This window comes from Antrihabitans cavernicola, assembly GCF_008297975.1.
GTDB lineage: Bacteria > Actinomycetota > Actinomycetes > Mycobacteriales > Mycobacteriaceae > Antrihabitans > Antrihabitans cavernicola.
This window is the reverse complement of record NZ_VLNY01000002.1, coordinates 358,388-382,905: the sequence shown is the minus strand read 5'-3', so window position 1 is coordinate 382,905 and position 24,518 is coordinate 358,388. Positions and strand designations below refer to the sequence as shown.

Genomic DNA, 24,518 nt, shown 5'->3' with positions numbered 1-24,518 from the left:
TCAGATCTCGTCGGTGATGTGAAGGTCCAGCCTGTCGTCCGCATGGCTCAGTACTCGCATCACCTTGCGGTCACCAGCCGCAGTCGTGACATTGAGCTGCGACGAATCGACGTCGGGCGACCAGGTACCAGCCCGACGAACCGGCGCGTCGCCGCGGCCGATCGCCCAGTCGACATAGGAACCGTCGCTGCAGAATTCGATGCCGTCCCGCCCACGCGCTCGCGGGAAATCGAAATCGGCGGGTCGGTAGACGGTCACGTCGTCGTGGTCCTCCTCGAAGGAGTGCCCCCACCGGCCGATCGGATCAGCCATGACGCGCTGGAACCGGACTGGCCCACAACGACTTTCGGGCGCCGGCCAAACACGCTGCCATCCTGGCCACCTGCCCCTTGGTGAACATCACCATCCCCGCGTCGTCGGTGTAATCCATGTAGTCCATGAACAGGTCGCCGTTGGGGCCGTTGCCGCATGTGACGTGCGGGAACGCGGGCATGCCGTGGTTGCTGCCGCCCTGGTTCGGCGTGTCGTCCACCTCGTCGGTGCCGTTGCACCCTGTGCCGTCATCGCCCCAGATGTGAAACAGGTTGAGGTAGTGGCCGATTTCGTGAGTTGCGGTCCGGCCCTTGTCGAACGGCGTAGCAGCTGTACCCGAGGTCCCGAACGCCGTGGCGGTGATCACGACGCCATCGGTTTCGCCGGGCCCGCCAGGAAACTGTGCGTAGCCGAGCAGACCGCCGCCCAGCTGACACACCCACAGATTCAGGTACTTGTCCGCGGGCCACGGATCGGCACCACCCGCCGCGGCCGCCTTCACCTTGTCGTCGGCGTCGAAGGCACTGACCTTTGTGGTTGTCCGCGTGATCCCTGAGGTGGGCTTGCCCTCCGGATCCGTGGCGGCGAGTGCGAATTCGACACCCGCGTCCCCGACCAGGTTCACGAACGGTGCGGGCACCGATGAGATATCGGAATTGGTTGCGCGATAGTCCTTGTTGAGCACCGCGATCTGGCTGGCAACCTGCGCGTCGGTCACCGGCTGCGCCCCCGCCCGGGAGACCACATGGACCACGACGGTGATTCGCTTGGTTTCACCTGCGATCGGTCCGAGTCGCGAGCCGAGCTCGAAGGTCAGATTCTCCAACTCGTCGCGAGCGATCCGGTAGGACTCGGATTCACTCAGCAGGCGCCGGTGGACCTCCATGGCCGCGCATGTGCGGCGCGTGGGCAATTCTCTTTGCTTGGTACTCAATTCGTTCCCTCCTGCGAATTGTCGATCGTCCTCCCCGCCGACTCGATGAGCCGTTCCAGCTCGACCCGGCCCGGCAAGTCGTCAGGTGCGATGGTCCTCCCCGACCGTACATAGTGGAACGCCGCTCGCACCCGCGCAAGGATGTCCACCTCGGGCTCGCCGGTACGCGAGGACTCCAGCCGAGCCCATGCGAGCCGATAGACCGCGAGCTGCACCACGACCGCCTGTACTTCGGCAGGCGTCGGCTCGGCTCCGGTTTTCCAATCCACAACGGTCCAGCCGTCTTTGTCGGCGAAGACGGCATCGATTCGACCACGAACCACCGTTCCACCCACCGACGTCTCGAACGGCACTTCCACCTCGACCGGATTTCGCACTGCCCAGGGCGAATCCAGAAACGCGTCTTGCAATCGGGTGAGTTCGGTGTCCGCGACCGCACCCGTGTCTGCGGCACCGGGCAACTCGTCGAGATCGAGCAACCGCGTGGCACCGAATCGTCGTTCGACCCACGCGTGAAACGCGGTCCCCCTGCGTGCCAACGGGTTCGGCGCAAACGGTAGCGGCCTGCGCAAGCGAGCTGCCAAGCGGTCCGGGTCTGCGCGAAGTTCCACCATCTGGCTCACGGTCAATTGGCCGGGTAGCGCCACCTCGGTCTCGGTGCGCGCCACGGCCGTGTGCTCGGCCAGCAACGCATCGACGTCGGCGGCCCAGTTCTCCGGATCGTCGTCGGTGTTGTCGGGCACCGCGTGCGCCATGGCGTCGAGCACGGCTTGCGCCCCAATTGTCACTGCCGCCCTACGTTGGCCGAGTGGATCCTTCGGCCACAGCGCGGACACCGGCGATTCCTTGAACGGATTGGCAGCTCCGTCTTCGGGCGCCGGGTCCCAGCGGTCGACGAGTGCCAACGGTTGGGCCGGATCTGCGGCATCGACGACCGCCTTCAGATCCTCGAGGAACGGCGACGGCCCCTTGGGGTCGATCCCGGTCTCGGCCCAGTGATGACCCGAAACGTAGAGCACGCGTTCGGTTCTGGTGAGGGCAACGTAGAAGAGGCGACGGTCCTCGTCCGCCTTGCGCCGCGCCAGTGCCGCCTTGTGACGCTTCACGGCCTCGTCGAGGTCGGCGCGATTGTTGACGTCCTCGACGTTCAGCACAGGCACGCCGTCGGCATCCTCGTCGTCGAAAGCACGGTCGCCACGCAGCGACGGCGGCAACTCGGCAACCGAGCCCAGCCAGGTGGCAGACGCGTTGTTCGAGGGGAACACGCCACGCACCACATGCGGTACCGCTACCACCTGCCACTCCAGGCCCTTGGCCGAATGCACGGTCAGCACCTGGACCCGATCCGGCGCGACCTCGACCTCGCCGGGTTCCAGTCCGTTCTCCACGTCGTCCGCGGCGTCGAGGAAGGACAGCAGCCCACCCACCGATGCCGACGGGTCGCTCGCATAGCTCGCCACCACGTCGGCGAACGCATCCAGATGCTCGCGGCCGACACCGAATCCGTTCCCGTCGACCCGCGCCTGCGCTTCGACTCCGATGCCGATGGTGCGCTCGATCTCGGCGACCAACTCTGTAAGCGGCTGCCCGATCCGCTCGCGAACGAACGTCAATTCCTTGGCCAGTGCCGTGATGCGCTGGTAGCCCAACTCCGAATACCGTTCCGGCAAGCCGGGATCCGAGATCGCATCCCCCAGACCGGCTTTCTCAGCATGCTCACCGGGCAGCGAGCTACCGAGCGCGTCCCGCAACGCGACTGCATCGTGAATGGCCGCGCCGTCTGTGCGATCCGGCACGATAGACAGTTCCGAGGCCCGCCGCCACAGCGCCCGCAGGTCGGCGACTCCGAGTTGCCAGCGAGATCCGGTGAGCACCCGCACCGCTGCCGCCCCTGCCGCGGGGTCGGCGATCAATCGCAGCATCGCGACCACATCCGCTACTTCGGGCGTATGCAGCAACCCACCCAGCCCGACGATCTCCACCGGCAAGCCTTTGGCGCGCAACGCTTCTGCGACCGGTGCGGCGTCGGCGTTGCGCCTGACCAGCACTGCCGCGGTCGGCGGGGGTCGATCGTCGTCCTTGGCCTCCGCGTAATCCCGAGCGATCTGCTCCGCAATCCACACCCGCTCGGATTTCACCGTGTCCAGCAAGGCAAGTCGAACATCGCCCGAACCTGCACCCGGCCGAGCTCGCAACGATTCGACCGGTACTCCCCTGTGCCGCAACGGCTCCGCGACCAGGTTGGCCAGACTCAACGCTTCCGGCGGATTCCGCCAGCTCGTGGACAGCGGTAGCGTGCGCGCAGGCTTAGCCGCGGCGCGGGGAAAGTCGGTGGCGAAACGCGGCAGGTTGGCGGCCGACGCACCACGCCAGCCGTAGATCGACTGCATAGGATCGCCGACGGCGGTCACCGCGAGGCGCTTGTCTTCACCCCCGCCGAACAGCCCGGACAGCAGCACACGCTGCGCGTGACCGGTGTCCTGGTACTCGTCGAGCAGCACCAACCGAAACCGCTGGCGCTCGGCTTTGCCCACACTCGGATGATCGGCGGCGAGCCGCGCGGCCAACGACATCTGGCTACCGAAATCGAGTGCACCGCGCTGCCGCAACGTCTCGGACAGTCTGCGCACCAACGGAAGTAGCTCGATTCGCTGGTTCTGAACAGTCACGATGTTGAGCAGTGTCTGCGAGGGGCCTGCACCGCGTTGGCGCGGCCCGGCGGGGAGCGTGCGGATCAGCTTGTCCAGTTCGGTGTGCGCTTCGCGGAGGTCGTTGCTGTCGACCAGATGCTCGGCAAGCTGACCGGCCAGCGCCAACACGGACTCGGTGATCGACGCCGGACTGCGCTCGATGTCGAGAGCACCGTCCCAGCCCGCGACCACCCGGTGTGCCACCTGCCACAGCTGCGTTTCGGTCAGCAGCGTCGACGTCGGCTCCATCGGCAGCAACAGCCCGTGCTCGGCAAGCAGCCGACCCGCGTACGAGTGATACGTGCTGACCTCGGGGTCACCGCCGAGGATGCTCGCACGCAATTCGCCCGACGGATCGATCGTGCGGAGCAGCGGCGAACCGGCCAGTCGAGCCAACCGGGTGCGGATGCGAGAGGTGAGCTGCTGGGCGGCCTTTCGCGTGAAGGTCAGGCCCAGAACCTGTTCCGGCGCGACAAGCCTGTTGGCGACCATCCAGACCACCCGGGACGCCATCGTCTCGGTCTTCCCAGCCCCGGCACCGGCGATCACCAGGGTCGGGCCTGGCGACGCCGCGATCACCGCCTCCTGCTCGGCAGTCGGACGCGGCAGGCCCAACGCATTGGCCAGGTCGGCGGGGCTCACTCGTGGCGCGCTCATCCGTCCGTCACCTGTCTTCCGTTGTCCTGCGCAGGGCAGCTGTCGGACACCGGGCAGTGTCGACAGCCGTCGTTGACGACGGCGAGATATTCCGGGCCACGGGTTGCCGCAGCCGCGTCGTGAATGGTCTCCCGCCACTCCGCGAGTCCCTCCGCATCGAGAGCCGACTGTCCGCGCTGCGTCGCACCGTCCCTATTGTGCTTCTTCGCGACGTAGACCAGGCGTCCGCCGCCCGGCTCGGCCGCGTCCTCGCCGTCGATTCCGCCTGCGGCAGCGGCAACTTGATACGTGGCCAACTGCGCGTGCTGCTGCGCGTCTTTGCCTGTCACCGGGTTCTTACCGGTCTTCACGTCGACGATCACCAGACGTCCGTCGGGATCGCGCTCCAGCCTGTCGATGCGACCACGGATACGTACCTCGGGATCGCCGTCGGCGCGCGGTGGCAGGGTGCAGTCGACAGCCACCTCGACGCCCGCTTCGGTGAGCTCGACGCGCGAGCCCTGGAGCCAGTCGGAGAACGTTTCCAGCATGGCGCGCGTGCGCTCCAACTCCTGGCGGGAGAACCACTCCGAACCCAGATCGATGGATTCCCAGGCATCTTCGAGAGCGCGGTGAATCTGCGCATCGGGAACCCGACCTGCGACAGCCTGAACAAGCGTGTGCACCAACGTTCCCGCGACAGCGCGCACGTTGTCACTGTCCGAGCCGCCGTTGCGTTCGAGCGCCCACCGCAGTGGGCAGCTCCGCAGCAGCTCGACGGTCGACGGGGACATAGGGACCGGACCGTCCTCCGGATCCCATAGCGGCTTGTCGGTTGTGGCTCTACCGAGTCCGTACCACTGGTCCGGGTGCGCACCTTTGACACCGGCGGCAGCGAGGCGCGCAAGTTGCGAAGCCGCACGCGCATGCCGCTCGGGATCGTTGTCGCGAACATCGGAATCGCAGACCACACTGCGCAACTCGGCGACCAAGGCCGGCAGCGCCAGCACCCGACCTTCGGGCAGCTCGGCAACGGTGGTGGGCGGCGCGTCGTCGGCACCGAGATCGGCAACCAATTCGTCGATGAATCGCGACGGAACCAGATCGCGATCGCCCGACGCGGATTCGACGGCAGTCACGAGCAGGGCCCGGCGCGCCCGACTGCACGCGACCAACAGCAGCCTGCGCTCGTCTGCGAGGAGTGGTGCGGTTCGAGAGAGCCGGTCACCGGGCTCACCGATTCCGGCCGTCAGCTCGACCAACACATCGGTCCCAAGGATGCTGCCTCGTCCCCGCAGACTCGGCCAAATCCCTTCCTGCACGCCGGCGACCGCGACAACGGCCCACTCACGCCCGGCAGCGGAGTGTGCACTCAGGATCGTGACGGCCTCGCCGCGCACCGCGTTACGCGCGCCCGCGTCGACCGGAATCTGTTGCTGCTCCACATAATCGATGAATCCATCGACAGTCGAGCGCGGCAAGCGATCGACATAGTTGGCCGCCGCATCGAACAGAGCGACTGCTGCGTCCAGGTCCCGATCTGCTTGTGCGCCAACAGGTCCACCACGTGCCGACGCTGCCGCCCACCGGCGTTCGAGGCCACTGGCCTGCCAGGCCGCCCACAGCACTTCCTCGGCGCCGCGGCCGCCTGCGATGATCTTCCGCGCGCGGTCGAGCACTGTGCGCACCTTGCGCAGCGGAGCGGCTTCGACGTCGGTGAGTTGCCGGGTGACGTCATCCGTTCCGCTACCGTCCGATCCGCCGCCGACCAGCACCTGCCGCAGCAACTCGATCGACTCGCGGTCGCCACCCGCAGCCAACTCAGCACGTCGCAGGCCACGACGAAGGCGCCGCAAGCTCACCGGATCGGCGCCACCCACCGGGCCGGATATCAGCGCGAGCGCGTCGTCGCCGGAGAACTCCGTCGGCCGTGCGACAGCACGCAACACCAGCAGCAGCCACGCCGCACCACGCTGACGGGCCAGCGGCAGTTCCGATGCCGCGGTACCCAATGGCACACCGGCTGCGGACAACGCCCGACGCAGCGGCGCGATGGACAGCGGGACCGATCGCACTATCACCGCCATCTGCGACCACGGAACACCGTCGACCAAGTGCGCACGCCGCAACGTATCCGCCACCAGGGCAGCCTCTTTGGCCGCGGTCGGGAGCACCCGAATACTTACCGCGTCGTCGGCTCCCGCCACCGGAACCGCACCTCGATGCGGCGGCAACCCAGGCAGCTTCGCCGCAAGCCCGGCCGTCAGACGACCGATTCGACGCCCACTTCTGTGGTTGTCCCCCAAAACGATTCGCTTGGTCTCGTCTGCAACGTCGAGCAGAAAGCGGGAATCGGCGCCACGAAAGCCGAACACCGCCTGATCTGGGTCACCTGCGATCGCGGCGACGTCGGCTCCGGTGCCGACGAGCCGAACAAGCGCAGCCGCTTGTGGATCCAAATGTTGGGCATCGTCGACCAAGATGCAACGCACACGCGCCCGCTCGCGCGCGAGCAGTTCCGGATCCGCCGCCAACGCGGTGAACGCCGCACCGACCAGTTCCGCGGCGTCGAGTGCGGGAGCTGTCGCCTCCGGCGCTTCCACACCGACCGCCCAGCGCAGCAGCGTCGCTTGCTCGTAGGCCATCGCGAACTTGCCCGCGGCCACCCACTCCTGCCGTGAATGCCTGCGGCCCAACCGAATCAGATCCTCGGGCCCGAGCCCGCGTTCGCTGGAACGCAACATCAGATCGCGCAGTTCCGCCGCGAACCCACCCATTGCCAGCGCCGGTCGTAGCCGCTCGGGCCACAGCTGCGCGCAGTCTTCGATGTCACCGCGCAGCATTTCGCGCAACACAGAATCCTGTTCGGCACCGGTCATCAGCCGCGGCGGCGGATTTCCGTGCGTCGAAGCTTGCAATCGCAGCACCGCGAACGCGTAGGAGTGAACGGTCCGAACAAGCGGCTCCCGCGTCGCCGTCGGCCCATGACCGCCTTCCGCGCCGAGCAGACCGGTGGTGATCGCCTCGCGAAGATCGGTCGCCGCGCGGCGCGACTGCGTCAGAACCAACACCGACTCCGGGTCGCCGCCGGCCACGATCCGCTCGACCGCAAGATCGGTCAGCATTGCCGTCTTCCCGGTTCCGGGTCCACCCAGAACGTGCCACGGCGCCCAGCCCCCGACAGGCCCATCGGCAATCAGGAGATCGCGCACATCCGCGTTCCACAGCCGTCGAGGCGCGGCGGATCGCCGGCGATGCACCAAACGCATCGACGGTGTTGCCGCTCGCACCCCGTTTCCCATGACCGCATTGCAGCACAGGGCTACGACAGTGCCCCGCCGACACACTGCCGCCTCAGTACAGACTGTCATGAATACAGATATTTCTGTACCGTTGAGTGCATGGAAACCCTGGTCCACTCCGATGCACTGGCTCGCTTCGGCTACGCCCTGTCCGACTCGACGCGCACGCAGATTCTGTTGAGCTTGCGGAACAGTTCGGGCTACCCGTCCGAGCTCGCGGACAAGATCGGGGTGTCGCGACAGACACTCTCCAATCACCTGGCGTGCCTGCGCGGGTGCGGACTGGTCGTCGCTGTGCCGGAGGGCCGACGCAGCCGCTACGAACTCGCCGACCCACGGATCGGGAAAGCTCTCGACGACCTCGTCGGACTGGTGCTCGCCGTCGACCCGACGTGCTGCCCCGCAGCCGACGACGAGAGTTGCTGCTGATGGTCGTCCTGACCGCACAACGCCGGACGATGCTGACACGGCGCATCCGATGGTTCGTCGCCGCGACCATCTCGTACAACGTGATCGAGGCAATCGTCGCGCTCACCGAGGGCACTCGTGTGTCGTCGACCGCGCTGATCGGTTTCGGCCTGGACTCGGTGATCGAAGTGTCGTCGGCCGCTGCCGTGGCCTGGCAGTTCGCGGGGCGAGCCCCCGAAGCGCGCGAGAAGGTCGCGCTGCGGATCATCGGGTTCTCCTTCTTCGCCCTCGCCGCCTATGTCACCGTCGACGCGGTCCGCGGTTTGACAGGCGGTCGGGACGCCGAGCACTCGACCATCGGAATCGTGCTGGCCGGAGTCAGTCTCGCGATCATGCCGTTGCTCTCGTACTCGCAACGTCGGGCAGGCCGCGAACTCGGATCGTTGTCCGCGGTCGCCGATTCCAAGCAGACTTTGCTGTGCACCTACCTGTCTGCCGTGCTGCTCGTCGGACTGCTGCTCAACAGCATGTTCGGCTGGTCGTGGGCCGATCCGATCGCAGGACTCGTCATCGCCGCCATCGCGGTCAAGGAAGGCATCGACGCCTGGAAAGGCGATGCCTGCTGCCACTGACCAGCAACCGAATCTGCCGTCGTGCACACTTGGCCGATGCTCAACGTCTATCGATACGGCCCGGAAGACGGCAAAACCGTTCTGGCGCTGCACGGCATCACCGGCCACGGAAAGCGCTGGGAGTCGCTCGCCACGGAAAATCTTGCGGATGCGCGCGTTCTGGCCCCCGACCTGCTCGGTCACGGCCGCTCGTCGGCGAACCCGCCGTGGCATTTCGAATCGCAAGCCGATGCGGTCGCCGAGGTGTTACGCGCCGAAACCGGTGAGCCTGCGCTGGTCGTCGGCCATTCGTTCGGCGGCGCAGTCGCGATCTATCTGGCCAACCGCCACCCCGAACTGGTTCGCGCCTTGGTCCTGCTCGACCCGGCGATCGGACTGGATCCTTCGTTGGTACTCGAGGTCGCGACGGCGTCTGTCGCGTTCCCCGACTACACGGATGCGGCCGAGGCCCGCAACGAGAAGCGCGGCAGCGACTGGGGTGAGATCGAACCCCGCTTGCTGGAGGCCGAACTGACCGAACATCTGGTGCCGACCACCGGCTCGAGGGTCGGGTGGCGCGTGAGTGTTCCGGCGATGGCGGCGTACTACGGCGAGCTGGCCCGCGAGTTCATGCTCCCGCCCGCCGGACTGCCAACCGTGCTGGCGCAAGCCATGAAGGTGCAGCCGCCCTACGTCTCGGATGCGTTCAAGTCGGCGCTGGTCGAACGGCTGGGCGATCACCTCTCGCTCCACGAGTTCGACTGCAACCACATGATTCCGCTCGCCCGCCCGGCCGACACCGAGCGGATCATCCGGGAGCTGTTGTAGGTGGCCGTCACGACGGAAGAGCAGGTAGAGCGCGTCCGCGAACTTGTCGCCGCTATTCCGGCGGGCCGCGTCGCGACCTACGGCGACATCGCCGCCGCCGCCGGACTGTCGAGCGCACGGACAGTCGGGTGGATCATGCGCACCGACTCGGCCGACCTGCCGTGGCATCGGGTGATCGGGTCGAGTGGTCGACCGGCCCGCCATTTGGAGAACAGGCAATTGGCACGGTTGGAAGAGGAAGGCGTGCCGATCACGGACGGTCGGGTACACCTGCGATCGGCGCGATTCGACTTCGGCGGCCAGCCTACGATCGATCCATGAACCCCAGCTTCGATCCCGATACATTCAGCCGCTTCGTCAAGGGCGCAGGCCTCGAGGTCACCGAAGCCAGCGGCACCCGCGTTGTCGGTCACATCGACCTCGACGAAAACCACCACACACCGTGGGGCGTCGTTCATGGCGGGGTCAACACGACGGCCGTCGAAACTGCGGCGAGCATCGGCGCAAGCCTCGCCGTACAAGATCGCAACGAGTTCGCTGTCGGCGTCCACAACGCCACCGATTTCCTGAGTTCCACGCGGGCGGGCCGCGTGGAGGTCCTGGCCGAACCGCTCCAACAGAGCCGGATCCAGCAGCTGTGGCTCGTCACCATCACCTCCGCCGAAACCGGCAAGACCATCGCGCGCGGGCAGGTTCGCCTGCAGAATGTTCCGATCCGAAACTGACCGTGTGACAGCATTGCTTCCATGCTGGTCGACGCGATAATCCTGGCCGGGGGGCGCGCCTCCCGCATGGGCGGCGTGGACAAGCCCGCTATCGCGATCGGCGGGCGGACCATGCTCGACGCAGCGGTTGCGGCGGTATCAGGGTGCGACCGCATCGTGGTCGTCGGCCCGCAGCGCCCCGAACTGCCCACATCGATAGTGCAGACCCAGGAACGTCCGCCGGGCGCAGGACCGGTCGCGGCGATCGGAGCCGCGCTCGACGCGCTACCGAATCCCGCACCGTCGGTGGTGGTGCTCGCCGCGGACATGCCTTTTCTCAGCGCGGCAGCGGTCACGAAACTGGCTGCGTTGTCGAATGATTCGGGCGCCGACGCCGTCTTCGCGATCGACGACGACGGTCGCCCGCAGCACCTGTTGGGCGTGTGGCGCACGGCGGCGCTCGTCGAGCGTGTCGCTGCCTTGGGGTCACTCGACAATCAGGCGATGAAGGCGTTGGTGCCCAACGACATCACTTCCTTGCACCTCGACGGTATCGGCGATTGCGACACCGTCGACGACGTGCACCGGGCAGTCGATCTCGCGCTATCCGCGCGCACTCTGACTCTCGACGATGCCCGAGAACTGTTACGCACCACAATCACTCGACTCCCCTACCGCACATTGCCCCTGCACGCTGCTCTCGGCGCCGCCCTCGCCGACCCCATCAGGGCCGCCCAGCCGTTGCCCCGATTCGACGTCTCCGCGATGGACGGCTACGCCGTCGCAGGCGACGGACCGTGGCAGTTGCGCAACGACGTCGGGTACGCGGGCGGCGACCGGCCGAGCCGACTCGACCACGGCGAGGCAGTGCGCATCGCGACGGGTGCCCATGTTCCGGACGGCAGCACCTCGGTGGTGCGCGACGAGTTCGCCGCTCTGCACGACGGCGTGCTCACGCGTATCCCGGACGCACCGATTCGCAACGACATTCGCCGATCCGGCGAGGATTGGCCGGCGGGCCGGATGTTGGCGGAGTCGGGCACGCACGTTACTCCGGCGTTGCTTTCCGCCGCCCGCAGCGGCGACGTGTTCGATGCCCGGGTGCGCGGCCCGGTGCGCGCGCATGTCGTGGTCACCGGCGACGAGATCAGACGCGATGGACCGCTGCGAGACGGTCAGACCCGCGACTCGCTCGGCCCTGTCCTACCGAACCTGTTGGCGTGGTGCGGCATTCGCACAGCGGGCGAGGCGCACCTGCGTGACACAGCCAACGGTTTCGACGAGATGCTCGCCGCCGCAACCGATGCCGACCTGATCGTCATCGTCGGCGCCACCGGCGGCGGTGCGGCCGATCAATTGCGAACCGCCCTCGATCGGTGCGGCGCCAACCTGCTGGTGCATCGGGTGTCGTGCCGGCCCGGCGGATCGCAGGTGGTGGCCGAGCTGGCCGATCATCGAATCGTGCTTGGCCTGCCGGGAAACCCCTATGCGGCAACAGCGACACTGCTCGTCACAGCTCCCGCAATCGTCGACGGTCTCACCGGTCGGATCCCCCGACCTCGACAGCTGGGTGTCCTCGTCAACGCCGGTGCAGTCGCGGCGAACACCACGCGAATCGTTCCCGCGCGCGTCGACCGCACTGGCGAGTGGATCGCCGAAACCGACACCCGAACAGCACATCTGGCTCGATTGATCGACTGCCATGCGGTTGCGATAGTGCAACCGGACACGCGCGACGGCGATACCGTCGAACTGGTGGAGCTACCGAACTGAAGAAAGGAGGCCAAAACGTGTCTTCAGATTGGAAACACGACGGCGTTCGCGTAGTTCCGGCGAACAGCCTCGACCCCAATACCGCTCAGACGCAGGGAATGAAGCGCGCGACCGCGATCGACTTCGCACGGGCGGAGGGCGTCGAAGCTGTGGGCCGGCACCGTCACCATTCATCCGGGCGCGAAGACCGGTGCTCATCATCACGGCGAGCTGGAGAGCGTCATCTACGTGCTGCGCGGAAAAGCTCGCATGCGGTGGGGTGAACGGCTGGAATTCGTCGCCGAAGCCGGACCGGGCGACTTCATCTTCGTGCCACCGTTCGTACCGCACCAAGAGATCAACGCCAGTGCGAACGAGGAGCTGGAGTGTGTACTCGTCCGGTCGGGCCAGGAACCAGTGTGGTCAACCTGGACATCGAAGGAGCGGAATCCCTCACCCGTGTGCCGTGGGTGGATCCGATCCACCGCTGACCCGCTGTGAAGTCGAGTCAGACCACCTCGATCAAGACACCATTGTCACTGCATGGAGTTGGCGGGAAACTCCCATCTGCTCCGCCGGGTATCACTCAACGCCCTCGGCGCACGTATTTTCGATCGCATACCCAAGAGGAGCGCTAGCTAAAAGCCTGGAGGCACTGTCATCTGCGTTATCGCCATTGAACTAATCGCTCTTAGGCCTGTATGAATGCCGAGATCGTCGATTTCCAATAGCGCTTCGGCTGCTTCATCCGCGAGCATATTTCCATCATTGACTTCGGCGGCCAAAATCGTTGCAAAAAAGGCCGTGGCTAACTGATATGAATCTCTTGCCACAGCTGTCGCTGGATGGTCGTTGCAGATGAGAATCGCGCCGATTTGAGTCGCCAGCAGTATAGCGTCGATATCCCCGTCATTGCCCCATACTTTCGGCTCCCTGCGGCTCTTTTTCGCCGCCTTCTCTTCTTCATCGATGATCAAGGCTCTAACCGCCTGACGCTCTTTGGCCGGAAACCGCGATGCGTCAGTCTTGATGAAGGATTGCGGGCCTTTGGCGAGAATCTTGGTCGCGGAATCCGCGATTGCCCCGCCTTTCCGCGATATATTCATCAACTCATCCTTGACACTCTTGGGCACTACTAGCCTCGTCCGAAAACGTCGCCAGAGAGGTGCAAGGCCGAACTCTTTGCTCGATCCGGCGCAGAGTAGCGGGCCAGTATCGAATACAACTGAGTTAACTGAGCTCGATGTCACCGCATAAACCCGGCACGTGGAGCAAGCAGCTCATCCATGCCCTCGCTCTCGATAGAACTAGACAGCGCCCATGCGGGATCTGCGTACGGCGGCCAACCGTCAGGCGCGAGCCGCTGTGACTCATCACGGCTGGCTATAGTGTCCAATTCTCGATAGTCACGATCGATGCAAACTACAGGATCGTCAATTTCATGAGCAAGCAGGTTGCCGTCGAGCTTAACCAGTGTGCGCCCCACTTCCGATGAGTCGGTAATATCGGAGCTCATAACAAAAGATTCGACCAATTCAATAATTCCGGCCCGCCAAAATCGGCGAGGCTGCATCCCTGATAGCGGTCCTTCGAAGATACACGCTCGCAGCTGATTGGCAACACCACTTCCGGACGATGCGAGCGTGCCCTTTAAGCTCAACGGTGTTACCCCAAGCAACGCCGCAACACGGACATCGCTAAGCAGAAAAGTAGGAAAGGGCAGTATCCGCGTCGCCAACCATCGCAACCATGCCAAGCCATGCGCACTACTCTCGGCGACCTCAAGCGGTGGCCGACATTGATTGATCTGCCGAACAGCAAGATTCGACCATGGCAACCTTGTAGCGCCGACCCAATCTGCGCCAATCGCGCGGGTGCGCCCCTTCGACCAGTCAGCAGGAAAAGCCTGCATTGCGGTTGCAAGCGAAACGATTTGTTCCAAAGGATCGAGGGCTTCACGAACGTCCTCGTCGTAAGCCTTCGGAAACACCCATTCGAGATCGTGTTGAGTAGCCACGAACGGCTCACGAACTCCTTGTGGCATGTTCAGCGTCAATTTGTCCAATTCGCCAGACCTAAGGGCGATCCCAAGCGGCGTTGAACGCCCTGTTAGCTTACTTGCGGATCTGAGCACCCCACACAGAGCAAGTCCGTCCCTGGGGAGAACAGCAGGAGGCAAATTATCAGGTAGGCGAAAATCATCATCAACACGATCATCGTAAAGATCAAAATATTGATCGACCGCTAGAAGAGTTGCATTCGCGAGATGATCGACAGTCACTTCAAGAGGGTGCAGATATTGCGCTGATATTCCGCGGTCTTGTAAGGCGTATACGGCGACGCTTTGGTCTTGATCGTCGATCAGACAAACAGTTGGGTTAGATAATGACAATTTCGTCTCCAGTTTCGATCCGGGTTGAGTGTTCCTAGCCTTGGTTCTTTCGCGCGATATCTGGACGCGGGTCCGGGAGCACTACCTCCACAGCGGTGGAGAAACCAGGCGAGGGGGTCACGAAACTGGCAGTCCCTTCATAGTCAGAAGCGAGGCTTCGCACAATCGGAAGCCCAAGTCCCATACCTTGACCTAATACAACATCGACGTTGGTAGTACTCGATTCAAATGGACGAAAAAATCGAGACCAATCTGACTTCGCAACGCGCACCCCCGTGTTTTCGATTCTCAAATGTAACGACATGTCCGCCCCCAGACGAGCATCTACGCTGATGGTTCCGCCTGCATCTACAAACTTTATTGCATTTGTCAAGAGATTTGTCAGGATTATGGACATCTCGGCCGGAAATACGGGAGGAGTCAAGATCGCTACCGATACGGCGTTCTCCAATCGAATGTTTTTATCAGCTATGCGTGGCGCAAGGACTCTAATCGCGGATTCAACACGATCCGTGACGTTGAGTCGGCGACGTCGGCGTCGGGCATCGGGTCCGACGACATCGGTCATGTAACTCATTTGCCTCGTGAGGGACTGTACAAGTTCATCGGACGACTCCTGAAGCGCTCTGAGCGCTTTTCGTTGCCGAAGATTCGCAATCTGTTCGGCTTCGGGGAAATTACTCAAGAGCGACCGAAGTGCCTGCGCCTGCCCCAAGAGACCGTTTATCTCGTGAACGAAAGCCGTAAACTGCGTGCCAACACCAGCTAACGTGCGAAGAGTAAGTTGCTCGTCGCGAAGCTCGGCGACGTCGACCTGGACAGACTGCAACAGACTTAGCAGCTGCGTGCTCCGGTCGCGGAGCTCAGTTGTGGCAAGCTCGGCACGCAGGTTTGTTGCAAGGCTGAGCACTTCAGTGATCGTGTCATCGATCTTGCCGAAACTGCGCGGGAAATCGATGTCCTCGTCGATGTCATCGGCGAACTCCGCGTCGCTATAGGCCTGATTGATTTCATTTGGTTCGGCGGTTCCATCGTTAGGAGTTTCCGCCTCATTCCGAGGCTTGATTGGATCTTCTTCGGGCTTGAACTCTTGACCCGACCTTGCATCTGCACGCTCCGCGGCCGAGATGCGCCTCTGAAGTGAGGCCCTGGCTCGGACACTCAGATCTACACCCGTGCGGACAATCGACTTGAGGTTATCAAAGTATTCATCTGGGACGAATCCTTCTCTGTTCACGAGAGCTTGAAGGTGTGGAGCACCGCGTTCGGTCAATAACACTGCCCCATAATAGGATCTATTGCCGAGCTGGAAATAGCCCTCGTTTTCTATCGGCTTCAATGGCCCTGTGTCTACATTCGTATCGTAGTCTCTGGGCTTCCTTGAATAGTCGCGATCGAGTTCAAGCCAATCATCACCAAGCGAACCATAAGGAAGCACCCTAAATCCTTCTAGAAAGACCCGAATTCCCGATTCTGTATATGCGAACCGCGCGAGCGGGGTCGTGCGGCGACCGAGGGTGTTTTCGATAACTAGAATCCGCGCCTGAAAGAATGGCCCATTCTTCCCGTTCGGATGCTCGCCCGCAAATTCATACTTCCGCGCCCAAGTCGGCGTAGACGGCGGCTTTAAGCTGGCCTGAAGTCGTTTAGTCGGAGATACACAATATTTGATTCCGTCCTCGTTCGCGTCTATCTCGACAACCCAAGAGGAACGCGCAGCCAGCGATGGCCATAGTTCGTCGCCTCCTTCGAATTGCCCTGAGAGATCGAGGCTGAATCCAACGTCCGATTCTCCATGTTCGCGAACGATTGGCTCGTCAAAAAGCAAGTGTTTGTCTACCATCTTCCGAGGCAGGCCCTGGATAAAGATGTCTGCGGGCCGACACGCTCGGATTTCTCGAATAAAGGGCCCGAGTCGGCCCGAAGACCAAACATCGGAAATCCCCGATAGGGTAAGTGTCGTTCCAGATCGAGTGGCGTCGTCTATCGACACCCGCTGCGCCGTTAGCGAATCACCAAGCATGCTGAGATCGTCATGGTCTGACTCCATTCGATCCCAATCGAGTGTTGCGCGGACTCCGGTCGACGTTTCGATTTTTTCACCTCTGATCGCATCCCTGCGCGGAATACTGGTGATATTGAGTTGTGGCGCCAGTTTTTGTGCGGCAAGGCGGCCAATGCCCTTGGCTCCCGTGTAGCGTCTACCAAATCGTGGCGAAAGTCTATTACCCTCTTTATCGCGACCCGCGATTCTCAGGAATGCATCTTTGAACCGCTCATATGTCATTCCATTTCCATCGTCGCTAACGGTAAGGGTTCCCGTTTTCGGTTTGTCAAGCCCCTCCGCATGAACGGTCACGACGCTCGCATCCGCATCGTACGCATTCTTCACCAGCTCAAGTAGTGCAGTCGAATCCCGTCCGACTAGAAGTGCGCCGAGCTCGCGAAGGAGATGGGTATCCACCGAGAATGACAATGACTCACGTTGATAACCCGTCACAAACTAAACCTGATCTGATTGAGAAGGTAGGCGCTCATCTCGCTACCATAGCGCGCGGATCATGCAGGAATCAGAGTTGTAGCGCCCACGTGGCTACCGGGGTCTTAGTCAATCGATCGCATACATCTAGGTGTCACGTTGCATATGCCACATCCTTGAGCCCGGCCCCAAGGGACTGGCATGTCCCCGGTGAACGGGTCCGTCTTGTTTTAGAGTCCTGATGCCCTTGATGTGGGCGGATAGGACGATCGAGAACATGGCTGGACGGAAGCGGAACTCCGCAGAGAATATCGTGCGCAAACTGCGCCGGGCCGATGAGCTCACTGCGGCGGGCAAGACGCAGGAACAGATCGCCGCCGAACTGGAGGTGTCGGCGGCGACGTTGTATAACTGGCGCCGCTCCTACGGCGGGATGGACACCGATGCGGCGAATGAACTCAAAGAGCTCCGGGAGCAGAACGGCCGGCTCAAACGCCTGCTCGCCGATGCAGAGTTGGAGAAGGACGCGTTGCGGGAGGTTGCGAAGGGAAAATTCTGAGCCCGGCTGCCGAACGTCGTGCCGTGGACATGCTCGTGGCAACACTGGGCATGTCGAAACGGTTGGCGTGCAAAGCTGTTGGGCTGCCCAGATCCACCTACGCGCGCACCCCGCTCGCGCAGACACCCGCGGACCCGGACGCCGATCTGCGAGCCGTGCTGTGCACCTACGCGCGCGTGCATCCGCTGCACGGGTTCCGGCGCGCGTGGGCACATCTGCGCCACGACGAAGGTCTGGTGGTGAACAAGAAGAAGGTGCACCGGCTGTGGAAGGAAGAAGGCCTGCAGGTTCGCCTCCACCACCCGCGTAAGCGGGCCGGAGTCAGTTCGGCACCGCAGATCGACCCGGATGCACCGAAAGTCGTGTGGGCACTGGACTTCCAGTTCGACTCCACCATTGACGGCAAAGCCATCAAGATCGCCTCGATGCTCGACGAGCACACCAGGTTGTCGGTGCTGAACATCGTCGAGCGATCCATCACTGCCCAGCGGCTGACAGAGGAGTTGGACAAGGCGTTCGCGTTATGGGGTGGCCCACCGCTGGTGTTGCGGATGGACAATGGTCCGGAGTTCATATCCCATGTGTTGCAACAGTTCTGTGCCGATCGTGTCGGTATCTCGTATATACCGCCAGGGACGCCGTGGAACAACGGGCACATCGAGTCGTTCAACAACCGGCTACGGAAGGAGTGCCTGAATCGGAACCACTGGACGAGCCTGCTCGAAGCACGGGTGGTGATCGCCGATTTCAAGGACGACCACAACCGTCGGCACCGGCACTCGTCTCTCGGCTATCTCACCCCGCCGAGTACGCTGCCCGATGCACCCACACCCACCAACCGGTGGACGGCTGCGAAATCGACTGACATCAATCAGAACGCGACTCTAAAACGACGTGGTCCGACTATCGGGGACCTGCCAGGACGCCGCTCTTCTGCGATGGATCTCCATTGGGCGCCGCACTTCACTCGATGCCACATAGCGACGCGGTGTCGCACCGCACTGTTGGCCGACTGAGACACACCATCGCGGTAACTTGCTCATAGAGGAATCGAGCGATGCGGTCCAACGATCGTGAGGTATCCGAGAGCGACGGAGGATGGATCACTTGCTAGTACCAAGCGTGCAGAGCCGGGTGAGCAGTTGGCTGTCGTCGACAAGCGTTGAACCGATGGATCAAAAGACCATCCCGGGAGCGACCAGGGCTGAACGCACCTCTCTTGCAGCGCTCGGAGGACTGATCCGCGCCCTGACACCTGATTTCCCGAGCGATCATGTTCCTCTTGAGATTTCGAATTGGATTAAAGCGGGCCCGACTCCTCCTCAACATCTCGTCGGCGAGCTCACGGGTGTATTTGAGGCACGACCGAACGACCTCCTAGCACAGCTATATTCCAGCGCCGTTCGACCAGCTAACCGAAGGCACTTGGGTACATTCTTCACTCCAGCCGAGCAAGTTGAGTACATGGTCGAGACGTGGATGCGCACACAAGCCTCACCCCGGGCCGTTGTCGACGTAGGCGCGGGAGTAGGCGTCTTCTCGACACTTTCTGCGAGAATCTGGGACGAAGCTAACGTCTACGCAGTCGACGTGAATCCGGTGACTTTAGGCCTAATGGCGAGTCATATCGGCAGTGCAACCAAGATTGTTGGGGAATCGTCAGATTGTCCCGGAATTCGTCTAGTTCTCAATGACTATACTCGCTGGATTGCGTCGGACTCTTCGCCAATTGGTGGACCACGTCTATTCTTGGGTAACCCTCCTTATACGAGAGCGCAGTTGCTTACCACGGAGGACCGCGAGCGGCTGACGCTCGCTTCGGGTGGCCTATGTTCTCGACGAGCTAGTCTGTCAGCACATATCACTGCGATAACCCTCCTACATCTTCGTCCGAGCGACGGAATGTGCCTGTTGCTGCCAGCGCAATGGCTAGAGTCGCAGTACGCCGATCGTCTTCGATCGACTCTCTGGCAATTGAAGAATAGAAGAGTCGAACTTCACCTAGTCGATTCCTGGAGGTTTGAAGACGCACAAGTCGACGCAGTTGCATTAATGGTCGGCGCCGAATCATCGACCACCGAAGACCTGACTTTTTCAAGGTGGGGAGCAGAAACCTCGATTAAGGTTTCGCGAGACGCTGAATGCCCATCCTCATGGCGAGCACTCTTCGCTCAAGAGGATCGAAGGTGCACGCGCCCCAGAAACGTGGACCTGGGGATGCGGAAGAGAGTATCGTTGCGCGATCTTGCGCAAGTTCGAAGGGGAACTGCAACGGGTGCCAATGACTTCTTTCTTCTCTCGCGTGAACAGCAAGGCGACCTCGCCTTACGCGACGAATTATTCACCCCTGTAGTCCGAAGGATGTCTAACGCAAGACAAAGAATCACCCGCAAGAACCTACACCGATTAGAGCCAGGTGGGCGTGATCTCATCTTGCTCGTCACCAATCAAGATCGTTTGCAATCGATAGAACTAGACGAATATCTTTCGCATGGGGAAGCGCTCGGATTTCACGAGCGAGTTTTATGCGCGAGGCGCGATTGTTGGTTCGACCTTCACCATGATGTTTTCATCCCGGATGTCATAATTGGCGCAATGACCCGTGCGAAGTTCAAAATAACGATCAATAGCGCTGAGGCCGCGATTACGAACAATCTATACGGATGGAAATGGCGGGACTCCACTAGCCCGATAATTCGCCGCCGAGTCGTTTCGTGGCTGAGATCCGACTCGGGTCAGGGGAAACTGCACTCGGTGGCACGCCATCAAAGTAATAATCTAATGAAGTTGGAGCCGTCGGCGCTCGCAGGTTTGTCTATTCCGACCGACGTGTTAAACGGAGCAGTCACATACACAGACGGTGGCACTCCGAAGTCGCAACTGGGCAAAACTCCGAGAGGGTCCTCTGTCTGATCGAGGACACGCCTTTGGTGGTCGCGGCCTAGCCGTCGACGCCAGTACCGACACACGCAGGTGCAGGCGCGTCCTCGAACAACGGTTTGCCCGTCGGTTGCAGGTAGGCGACATCGAGAATCACCGGTGTGGTTCCCAAGTTACGTCCGATGTGCACGTAGCCGTCACCGCTCGGCTCGTCGATGATTGCGCCGGTGTCGAACACGACAGGTTTGCAGTCCGGCCCCGGATGGGTGAGCGTGCCCGCGCGCACGATCCCGACAACGGGGCCGTCGTGAAAGTGCCAGCCCGTCGTGCCGCCCGGGGCAATGGTGATCTCGCGGATGGTGACATCGGTGGCGCCCGCGACGAACGGGATCAGCCCCGCGGGAACGGTGCCCTGCGCGAACGTCACCGCCGTGACACCCGAACTGGGCGTCGCCTGAGCGATACCGGGAACCGCGATCGACACGGCAAGAGCACTGAGCACGACTGCGACCTTCGGCAAACTGCGCATATCGGGAGCGTAAGCGATCAGTCTCACTCTCGGGAACACTTCGGGCACCTGATGCGGTTGACCCCCTACATGACTTCTGCACAACTCGATGGCCTGTTCGCACCGTTCTCCGCGTCGTCGCTGCGGCTGCGAAATCGCTTCGCAATGGCACCCATGACCCGGATGAAGTCGCCCGGTGGGATACCGAACGAGGAGAACGTCGAGTACTACCGCAAGCGCGCGGCGGGTGGAGTCGGACTCATCATCACCGAAGGCACGTACGTCAACGCCCCCGCCGCAGGTCCCAGCTCCGCGGTCCCGCGCTTCTACGGAGACGCCAGCGCTGCCGGATGGGCCAAGGTAGCCGAGGCCGTGCACAGCGAGGGCGGCGCGATCATCCCGCAGCTGTGGCACACCGGCGTGGCCCGCGGCACTGACGTCGAGTTCGAGCCGGACCTTGCGTCGGTCAGCCCGTCCGGCATCGACCTCGCGGGCGAACCCCTCGGCGCGGAGCTCACCACGGCGGACATCGACAGGGTGATCGCCGGGTTCGCCGAGTCCGCAGCGCTCGCGAAGAAGATCGGTTTCGACGGTGTCGAGATCCACGGCGCCCACGGCTACCTGCTCGACCAGTTCTTCTGGGAGCGCACCAACCGCCGTACCGATGGCTACGGCGGCGATCTACGCAGGCGGTCCAGCCTGCCCGCCGAAGTTGTTGCGGCCGTGCGTGATGCGGTCGGCGCCGACTTCGCCATCGTCTACCGCTTCTCGCAGTGGAAGGGCGGGCACTACGACGCACGCATCGCCGAGACCCCCGCCGACCTGGAGTCGATCCTCGCGCCGCTGGTCACCGCGGGCGTCGATGTATTCCACCCCTCGACGCGTCGACACTGGGTGCCCGGCTTCGAAACCTCGGCATCCGACCCCACCGGCCTCGCAGGCTGGACCAAGAAGGTCACCGGCCTGCCCGCGATCACCGTCGGATCCGTCGGCGTCGACTCGGTGTTCCTCTCCGAGGACCAGGCCATCCCCGAGTCCACCTATGACCGGCTCGACATATTGCGAAATCAGTTCGAGCGCGGCGAGTTCGACGTCGTCGCCCTTGGCCGCGCCCTCTTGGCCGACGCCGCATGGGTGGACAAGATTCAGTCCGGCCGGCTCGACGACATCGTGCCGTTCCGCAAAGCCGCCTGATCCAGCAGGCGTGCGCCCGCGCGAAAGCGGTCGACCAGCAATCCGACCACATCCGGGTGCACGCCGAGCGGATCGGCAACACCGTCGGCGCCCGCGTCGTCGAGTCGCTGCTGAAAGAGTCCGTGCGCCAACAGGTACGACGCGACGAAGACCCGCTTGGCACCTTGTCGACGGACGCGCTCGATCACTTCAGAGACCTTCGGCGAACCCGTTGCCACATAGCCGATCTCGACGCGTTGCCCGACTCGATCCGCCAGCATCCCCGCGGCGCGTCGTACATCCAGTAGCGCCCGGTGGTCCGACGACCCGGCCGCGGCCAGAACAACGGCATCGCCGGGTCGCCAGCCTGCAGCTCGAAGACGTTCCACCATGACGCGGGCGAGGCGCGGATCGGGTCCCATCGCGTCGGTGACGACGATGGCGTCGTGCCCACTCTCGGCGACCTCACGGGGAACGTCGTTGTGGACGTGAAATCCGGACGCGAGAAAGGCTGGTACCACAACGGTTTCGCCCGGACAGCGTCTAAGCACCTCCGCGGGCGACGGGCCGAGTACATCGACGAACGCGACGTGCACGGTGTCGACGCGAGCCGAAACCTGCTCTGCCAGAGCCGCGATCATCTCGACGCCGCGCGGGCTACGCGTGCCGTGGGCGACCAGCACCAGGGTGGTCATGGGCGCTCCCGTGAGTTGTCCACACATTCGGCCGGATCGAGTGCCAGGCGATAGCCACGCTTGACCACCGTCTGGATTGCCTTCGGTGTGCCGAGTGCCGAACGGAGGCGGGCGATTCCAGTTTCGACGGCATGGCAGTCGTCGCCACCACCGGGCAACACCGCCAGCAGATTCTCCCGCGACACGACGCGGCCAGGCTGGCGGGCGAGCGCCCTGATCAGCGCCATCGACGCCGGGGGCAGCTGCTTGACCTCACCGTCCACCACAACGCAGTTACCGCGGACGCTCAGTAGGTGACCGTTCGCCTGAATTCGACTGGCACGACGCGGTAGTTCCTCTGCCATGTGCCGCGCAAGGGCGCCCAATCGAGCGCGGGCAGGCATCGTCGTCGCGACGCCCAACTCTTCGAGCGGTGCAGCCGTGATGGGCCCGACGCAGGCCGGTAGCACCCGGCCGCGCATCGCATGCAACAGCGGTTCCAGCTGACCGGTTTCCTTGGCACGCATCAACATCGACGCCACGGCGGGCGCGCTGGTGAACGTGATCGAATCGATTGCGGACGACACACCCAGCTCTATCATGCGATCCATCGACGACTGGTCGTCGGGCGGTGTCCATCGATACACGGGTACCGCGATGACCTCTGCACCCGCACAGCGCAGCACTTCGCAGAAGTCAGGGATCGGTTCCCACTCGGTGGTCGCACCGTGCAGTTGAACAGCGATTCGTCGACCGGCGACGCCTTCGGCCAGCAGGTGATCGAGCACCTCGGCCGAGGATTCCGATGCGGGCGACCATTCCTCGCGCAATTCCGCCGCGCGGATCGCACCCTTCGCCTTGGGACCGCGTGCGAGCAACCGCGCCGAACCCAGCGATCGCGTGAGGTCGTCGGCGAGGCCCCAGCCTTCTGCTGCCTCCATCCAGCCGCGGAAGCCGATGCCAGTGGTGGCGACGGTAATATCCGGCGGGTCCAGCGCGATGTCGCGCGTCACCCGCTCCAACTCCGCGTCGTCCGCGAGCGGAATGATGCGGATTGCCGGTGCGTGCACCACCTGCGCGCCGCGCCGCTCCAGCAACGTCGCGAATTCCTCCGCGCGTCGGGCGGCGGTGACGCCGATCGTGAACCCTGCCAGTGGGCGATCCGGTTCGGTCACGCGCTCGTTCGCCTCAACACGCTGTGGACTTGCACCACGCCACCCCAGACTCGAACGTCGTACACCGGAAGCCGCACGGACTCGTCGTCGAGGCAGCGTCCGTCGATCAGCGAGAACACCTGCTTGAGCAGCGGCGACGCCACCGTCGGTTCGCCGCCCCTGTCCCCGACAAGCCCACGCGACATGACTGCCGCGTTGCCGTACGGGTCGATGTTGCCGAGTGCCCGCAAACTGCCGTCCTCCAGCAGAAACAGGGCGACCTGCTCGCCACCGCGAAGAAGTACGGCCACACCTCGGCCCGGGATCAAATGACGCAGTGAGCAGGCAGACGTCCATTCGAGACGGCCGTCCGCGACCGTGTTGCGCCGCGCATCGCTCATCGTGTGCTCGCGAGAGCCGACTGCTGGTGTATCGACAACCGTCATGGCCATCCCTCCTGGTATTACGTTCATTTCTACGGACCTGGTGTTTCTTCGCGGTTACGACCCGATGCCCCTGGCG

Annotated in this window: 19 protein-coding genes and 2 pseudogenes; 10 read left to right on the top strand and 11 right to left on the bottom strand. The window is 63.2% G+C overall.

All coding sequences use genetic code 11. From position 1 onward, the window contains the following. From FOY51_RS27480 to FOY51_RS05555, 4 genes are read right to left on the bottom strand one after another with little or no spacing between them, the layout of a single operon-like run. A complete protein-coding gene (locus tag FOY51_RS27480; protein WP_187776189.1) occupies positions 1–312 on the bottom strand; it encodes a hypothetical protein in 312 nt (103 codons plus the stop codon). Then, positions 305–1,246: a zinc metalloprotease gene (locus tag FOY51_RS05565; RefSeq protein WP_235916131.1), complete on the bottom strand. Its 942-nt coding sequence runs from the start codon at positions 1,244–1,246 to the stop codon at positions 305–307. The genes FOY51_RS27480 and FOY51_RS05565 overlap by 8 nt, the downstream gene beginning before the upstream one ends. Next, on the bottom strand, positions 1,243–4,593 hold the full coding sequence (locus tag FOY51_RS05560) for an ATP-dependent helicase (RefSeq protein WP_149429197.1): 3,351 nt from the start codon (positions 4,591–4,593) through the stop codon (positions 1,243–1,245). The genes FOY51_RS05565 and FOY51_RS05560 overlap by 4 nt, the downstream gene beginning before the upstream one ends. Then, the gene (locus FOY51_RS05555; protein WP_149429196.1) at positions 4,590–7,874 is read right to left on the bottom strand and encodes an ATP-dependent helicase; all 3,285 of its coding nucleotides are present in this window, start codon (positions 7,872–7,874) and stop codon (positions 4,590–4,592) included. The genes FOY51_RS05560 and FOY51_RS05555 overlap by 4 nt, the downstream gene beginning before the upstream one ends. Positions 7,875–7,973: 99 nt before the next feature. Between FOY51_RS05555 and FOY51_RS05550 the strand changes: the two genes are divergently transcribed. From FOY51_RS05550 to FOY51_RS27475, 7 genes and pseudogenes are all read left to right on the top strand, one after another. Beyond that, complete coding sequence (locus tag FOY51_RS05550) at positions 7,974–8,303, top strand: ArsR/SmtB family transcription factor (RefSeq protein WP_149429195.1); 330 nt, start codon at positions 7,974–7,976, stop codon at positions 8,301–8,303. Continuing rightward, positions 8,303–8,914, top strand: a complete 612-nt coding sequence (locus tag FOY51_RS05545; RefSeq protein ID WP_149429194.1) for a cation efflux transmembrane domain-containing protein — start codon at positions 8,303–8,305, stop codon at positions 8,912–8,914. The genes FOY51_RS05550 and FOY51_RS05545 overlap by 1 nt, the downstream gene beginning before the upstream one ends. A gap of 36 nt (positions 8,915–8,950) precedes the next feature. Next, the gene (locus tag FOY51_RS05540; RefSeq protein ID WP_149429193.1) at positions 8,951–9,721 is read left to right on the top strand and encodes an alpha/beta hydrolase; all 771 of its coding nucleotides are present in this window, start codon (positions 8,951–8,953) and stop codon (positions 9,719–9,721) included. Then, positions 9,722–10,042 (top strand): MGMT family protein, encoded by a 321-nt coding sequence (locus FOY51_RS05535; RefSeq protein ID WP_149429192.1) that lies wholly within the window; start codon positions 9,722–9,724, stop codon positions 10,040–10,042. After that, positions 10,039–10,446, top strand: coding sequence for a PaaI family thioesterase (locus FOY51_RS05530; protein ID WP_149429191.1), 408 nt, complete (start codon positions 10,039–10,041; stop codon positions 10,444–10,446). The genes FOY51_RS05535 and FOY51_RS05530 overlap by 4 nt, the downstream gene beginning before the upstream one ends. A gap of 21 nt (positions 10,447–10,467) precedes the next feature. Continuing rightward, complete coding sequence (locus FOY51_RS05525) at positions 10,468–12,198, top strand: NTP transferase domain-containing protein (protein WP_149429190.1); 1,731 nt, start codon at positions 10,468–10,470, stop codon at positions 12,196–12,198. 147 nt (positions 12,199–12,345) lie between these two features. Continuing rightward, positions 12,346–12,528: pseudogene (locus FOY51_RS27475) on the top strand (cupin domain-containing protein); the annotation flags it as partial. Between the two features lie 287 nt (positions 12,529–12,815). Here FOY51_RS27475 and FOY51_RS05515 read toward each other — a convergent pair. The 3 genes from FOY51_RS05515 to FOY51_RS05505 all read right to left on the bottom strand — a co-directional run bounded on the left by FOY51_RS05515 (position 12,816) and on the right by FOY51_RS05505 (position 17,033). Further along, entirely contained in the window at positions 12,816–13,283 is a 468-nt protein-coding gene (locus tag FOY51_RS05515) for a hypothetical protein (protein WP_149429189.1), read from the bottom strand. A 140-nt stretch (positions 13,284–13,423) separates the two neighbouring features. Beyond that, a complete protein-coding gene (locus tag FOY51_RS05510; RefSeq protein ID WP_149429188.1) occupies positions 13,424–14,458 on the bottom strand; it encodes a hypothetical protein in 1,035 nt (344 codons plus the stop codon). A 145-nt stretch (positions 14,459–14,603) separates the two neighbouring features. After that, the gene (locus tag FOY51_RS05505; RefSeq protein WP_187776188.1) at positions 14,604–17,033 is read right to left on the bottom strand and encodes a sensor histidine kinase; all 2,430 of its coding nucleotides are present in this window, start codon (positions 17,031–17,033) and stop codon (positions 14,604–14,606) included. A gap of 292 nt (positions 17,034–17,325) precedes the next feature. Here FOY51_RS05505 and FOY51_RS05500 point away from each other — a divergent pair. Together FOY51_RS05500 and FOY51_RS28210 are read left to right on the top strand one after the other, a co-directional pair. Next, positions 17,326–18,472: pseudogene (locus FOY51_RS05500) on the top strand (IS3 family transposase). A gap of 233 nt (positions 18,473–18,705) precedes the next feature. After that, positions 18,706–20,520 (top strand): hypothetical protein, encoded by a 1,815-nt coding sequence (locus tag FOY51_RS28210; protein WP_149429186.1) that lies wholly within the window; start codon positions 18,706–18,708, stop codon positions 20,518–20,520. 28 nt (positions 20,521–20,548) lie between these two features. Here the strand turns inward: FOY51_RS28210 and FOY51_RS05490 are convergent, their stop codons facing one another. Next, the gene (locus FOY51_RS05490) at positions 20,549–21,016 is read right to left on the bottom strand and encodes a cupin domain-containing protein (RefSeq protein ID WP_149429185.1); all 468 of its coding nucleotides are present in this window, start codon (positions 21,014–21,016) and stop codon (positions 20,549–20,551) included. A 69-nt stretch (positions 21,017–21,085) separates the two neighbouring features. Between FOY51_RS05490 and FOY51_RS05485 the strand changes: the two genes are divergently transcribed. After that, the gene (locus FOY51_RS05485; protein WP_149429184.1) at positions 21,086–22,189 is read left to right on the top strand and encodes an NADH:flavin oxidoreductase; all 1,104 of its coding nucleotides are present in this window, start codon (positions 21,086–21,088) and stop codon (positions 22,187–22,189) included. Here the strand turns inward: FOY51_RS05485 and FOY51_RS05480 are convergent. Genes FOY51_RS05480 through nirD form a run of 3 tightly spaced genes read right to left on the bottom strand, consistent with a single transcriptional unit; the run spans position 22,141 to position 24,442 of the window. Beyond that, a complete protein-coding gene (locus FOY51_RS05480) occupies positions 22,141–22,863 on the bottom strand; it encodes a sirohydrochlorin chelatase (protein ID WP_149429183.1) in 723 nt (240 codons plus the stop codon). The two genes, FOY51_RS05485 and FOY51_RS05480, sit on opposite strands and share 49 nt — an antisense overlap. Further along, the gene (locus FOY51_RS05475) at positions 22,860–24,017 is read right to left on the bottom strand and encodes a uroporphyrinogen-III synthase (RefSeq protein ID WP_149429182.1); all 1,158 of its coding nucleotides are present in this window, start codon (positions 24,015–24,017) and stop codon (positions 22,860–22,862) included. The genes FOY51_RS05480 and FOY51_RS05475 overlap by 4 nt, the downstream gene beginning before the upstream one ends. Then, a complete protein-coding gene (gene nirD, locus FOY51_RS05470) occupies positions 24,014–24,442 on the bottom strand; it encodes a nitrite reductase small subunit NirD (RefSeq protein WP_149429181.1) in 429 nt (142 codons plus the stop codon). The genes FOY51_RS05475 and nirD overlap by 4 nt, the downstream gene beginning before the upstream one ends. Between the last annotated feature and the right edge of the window lie 76 nt (positions 24,443–24,518).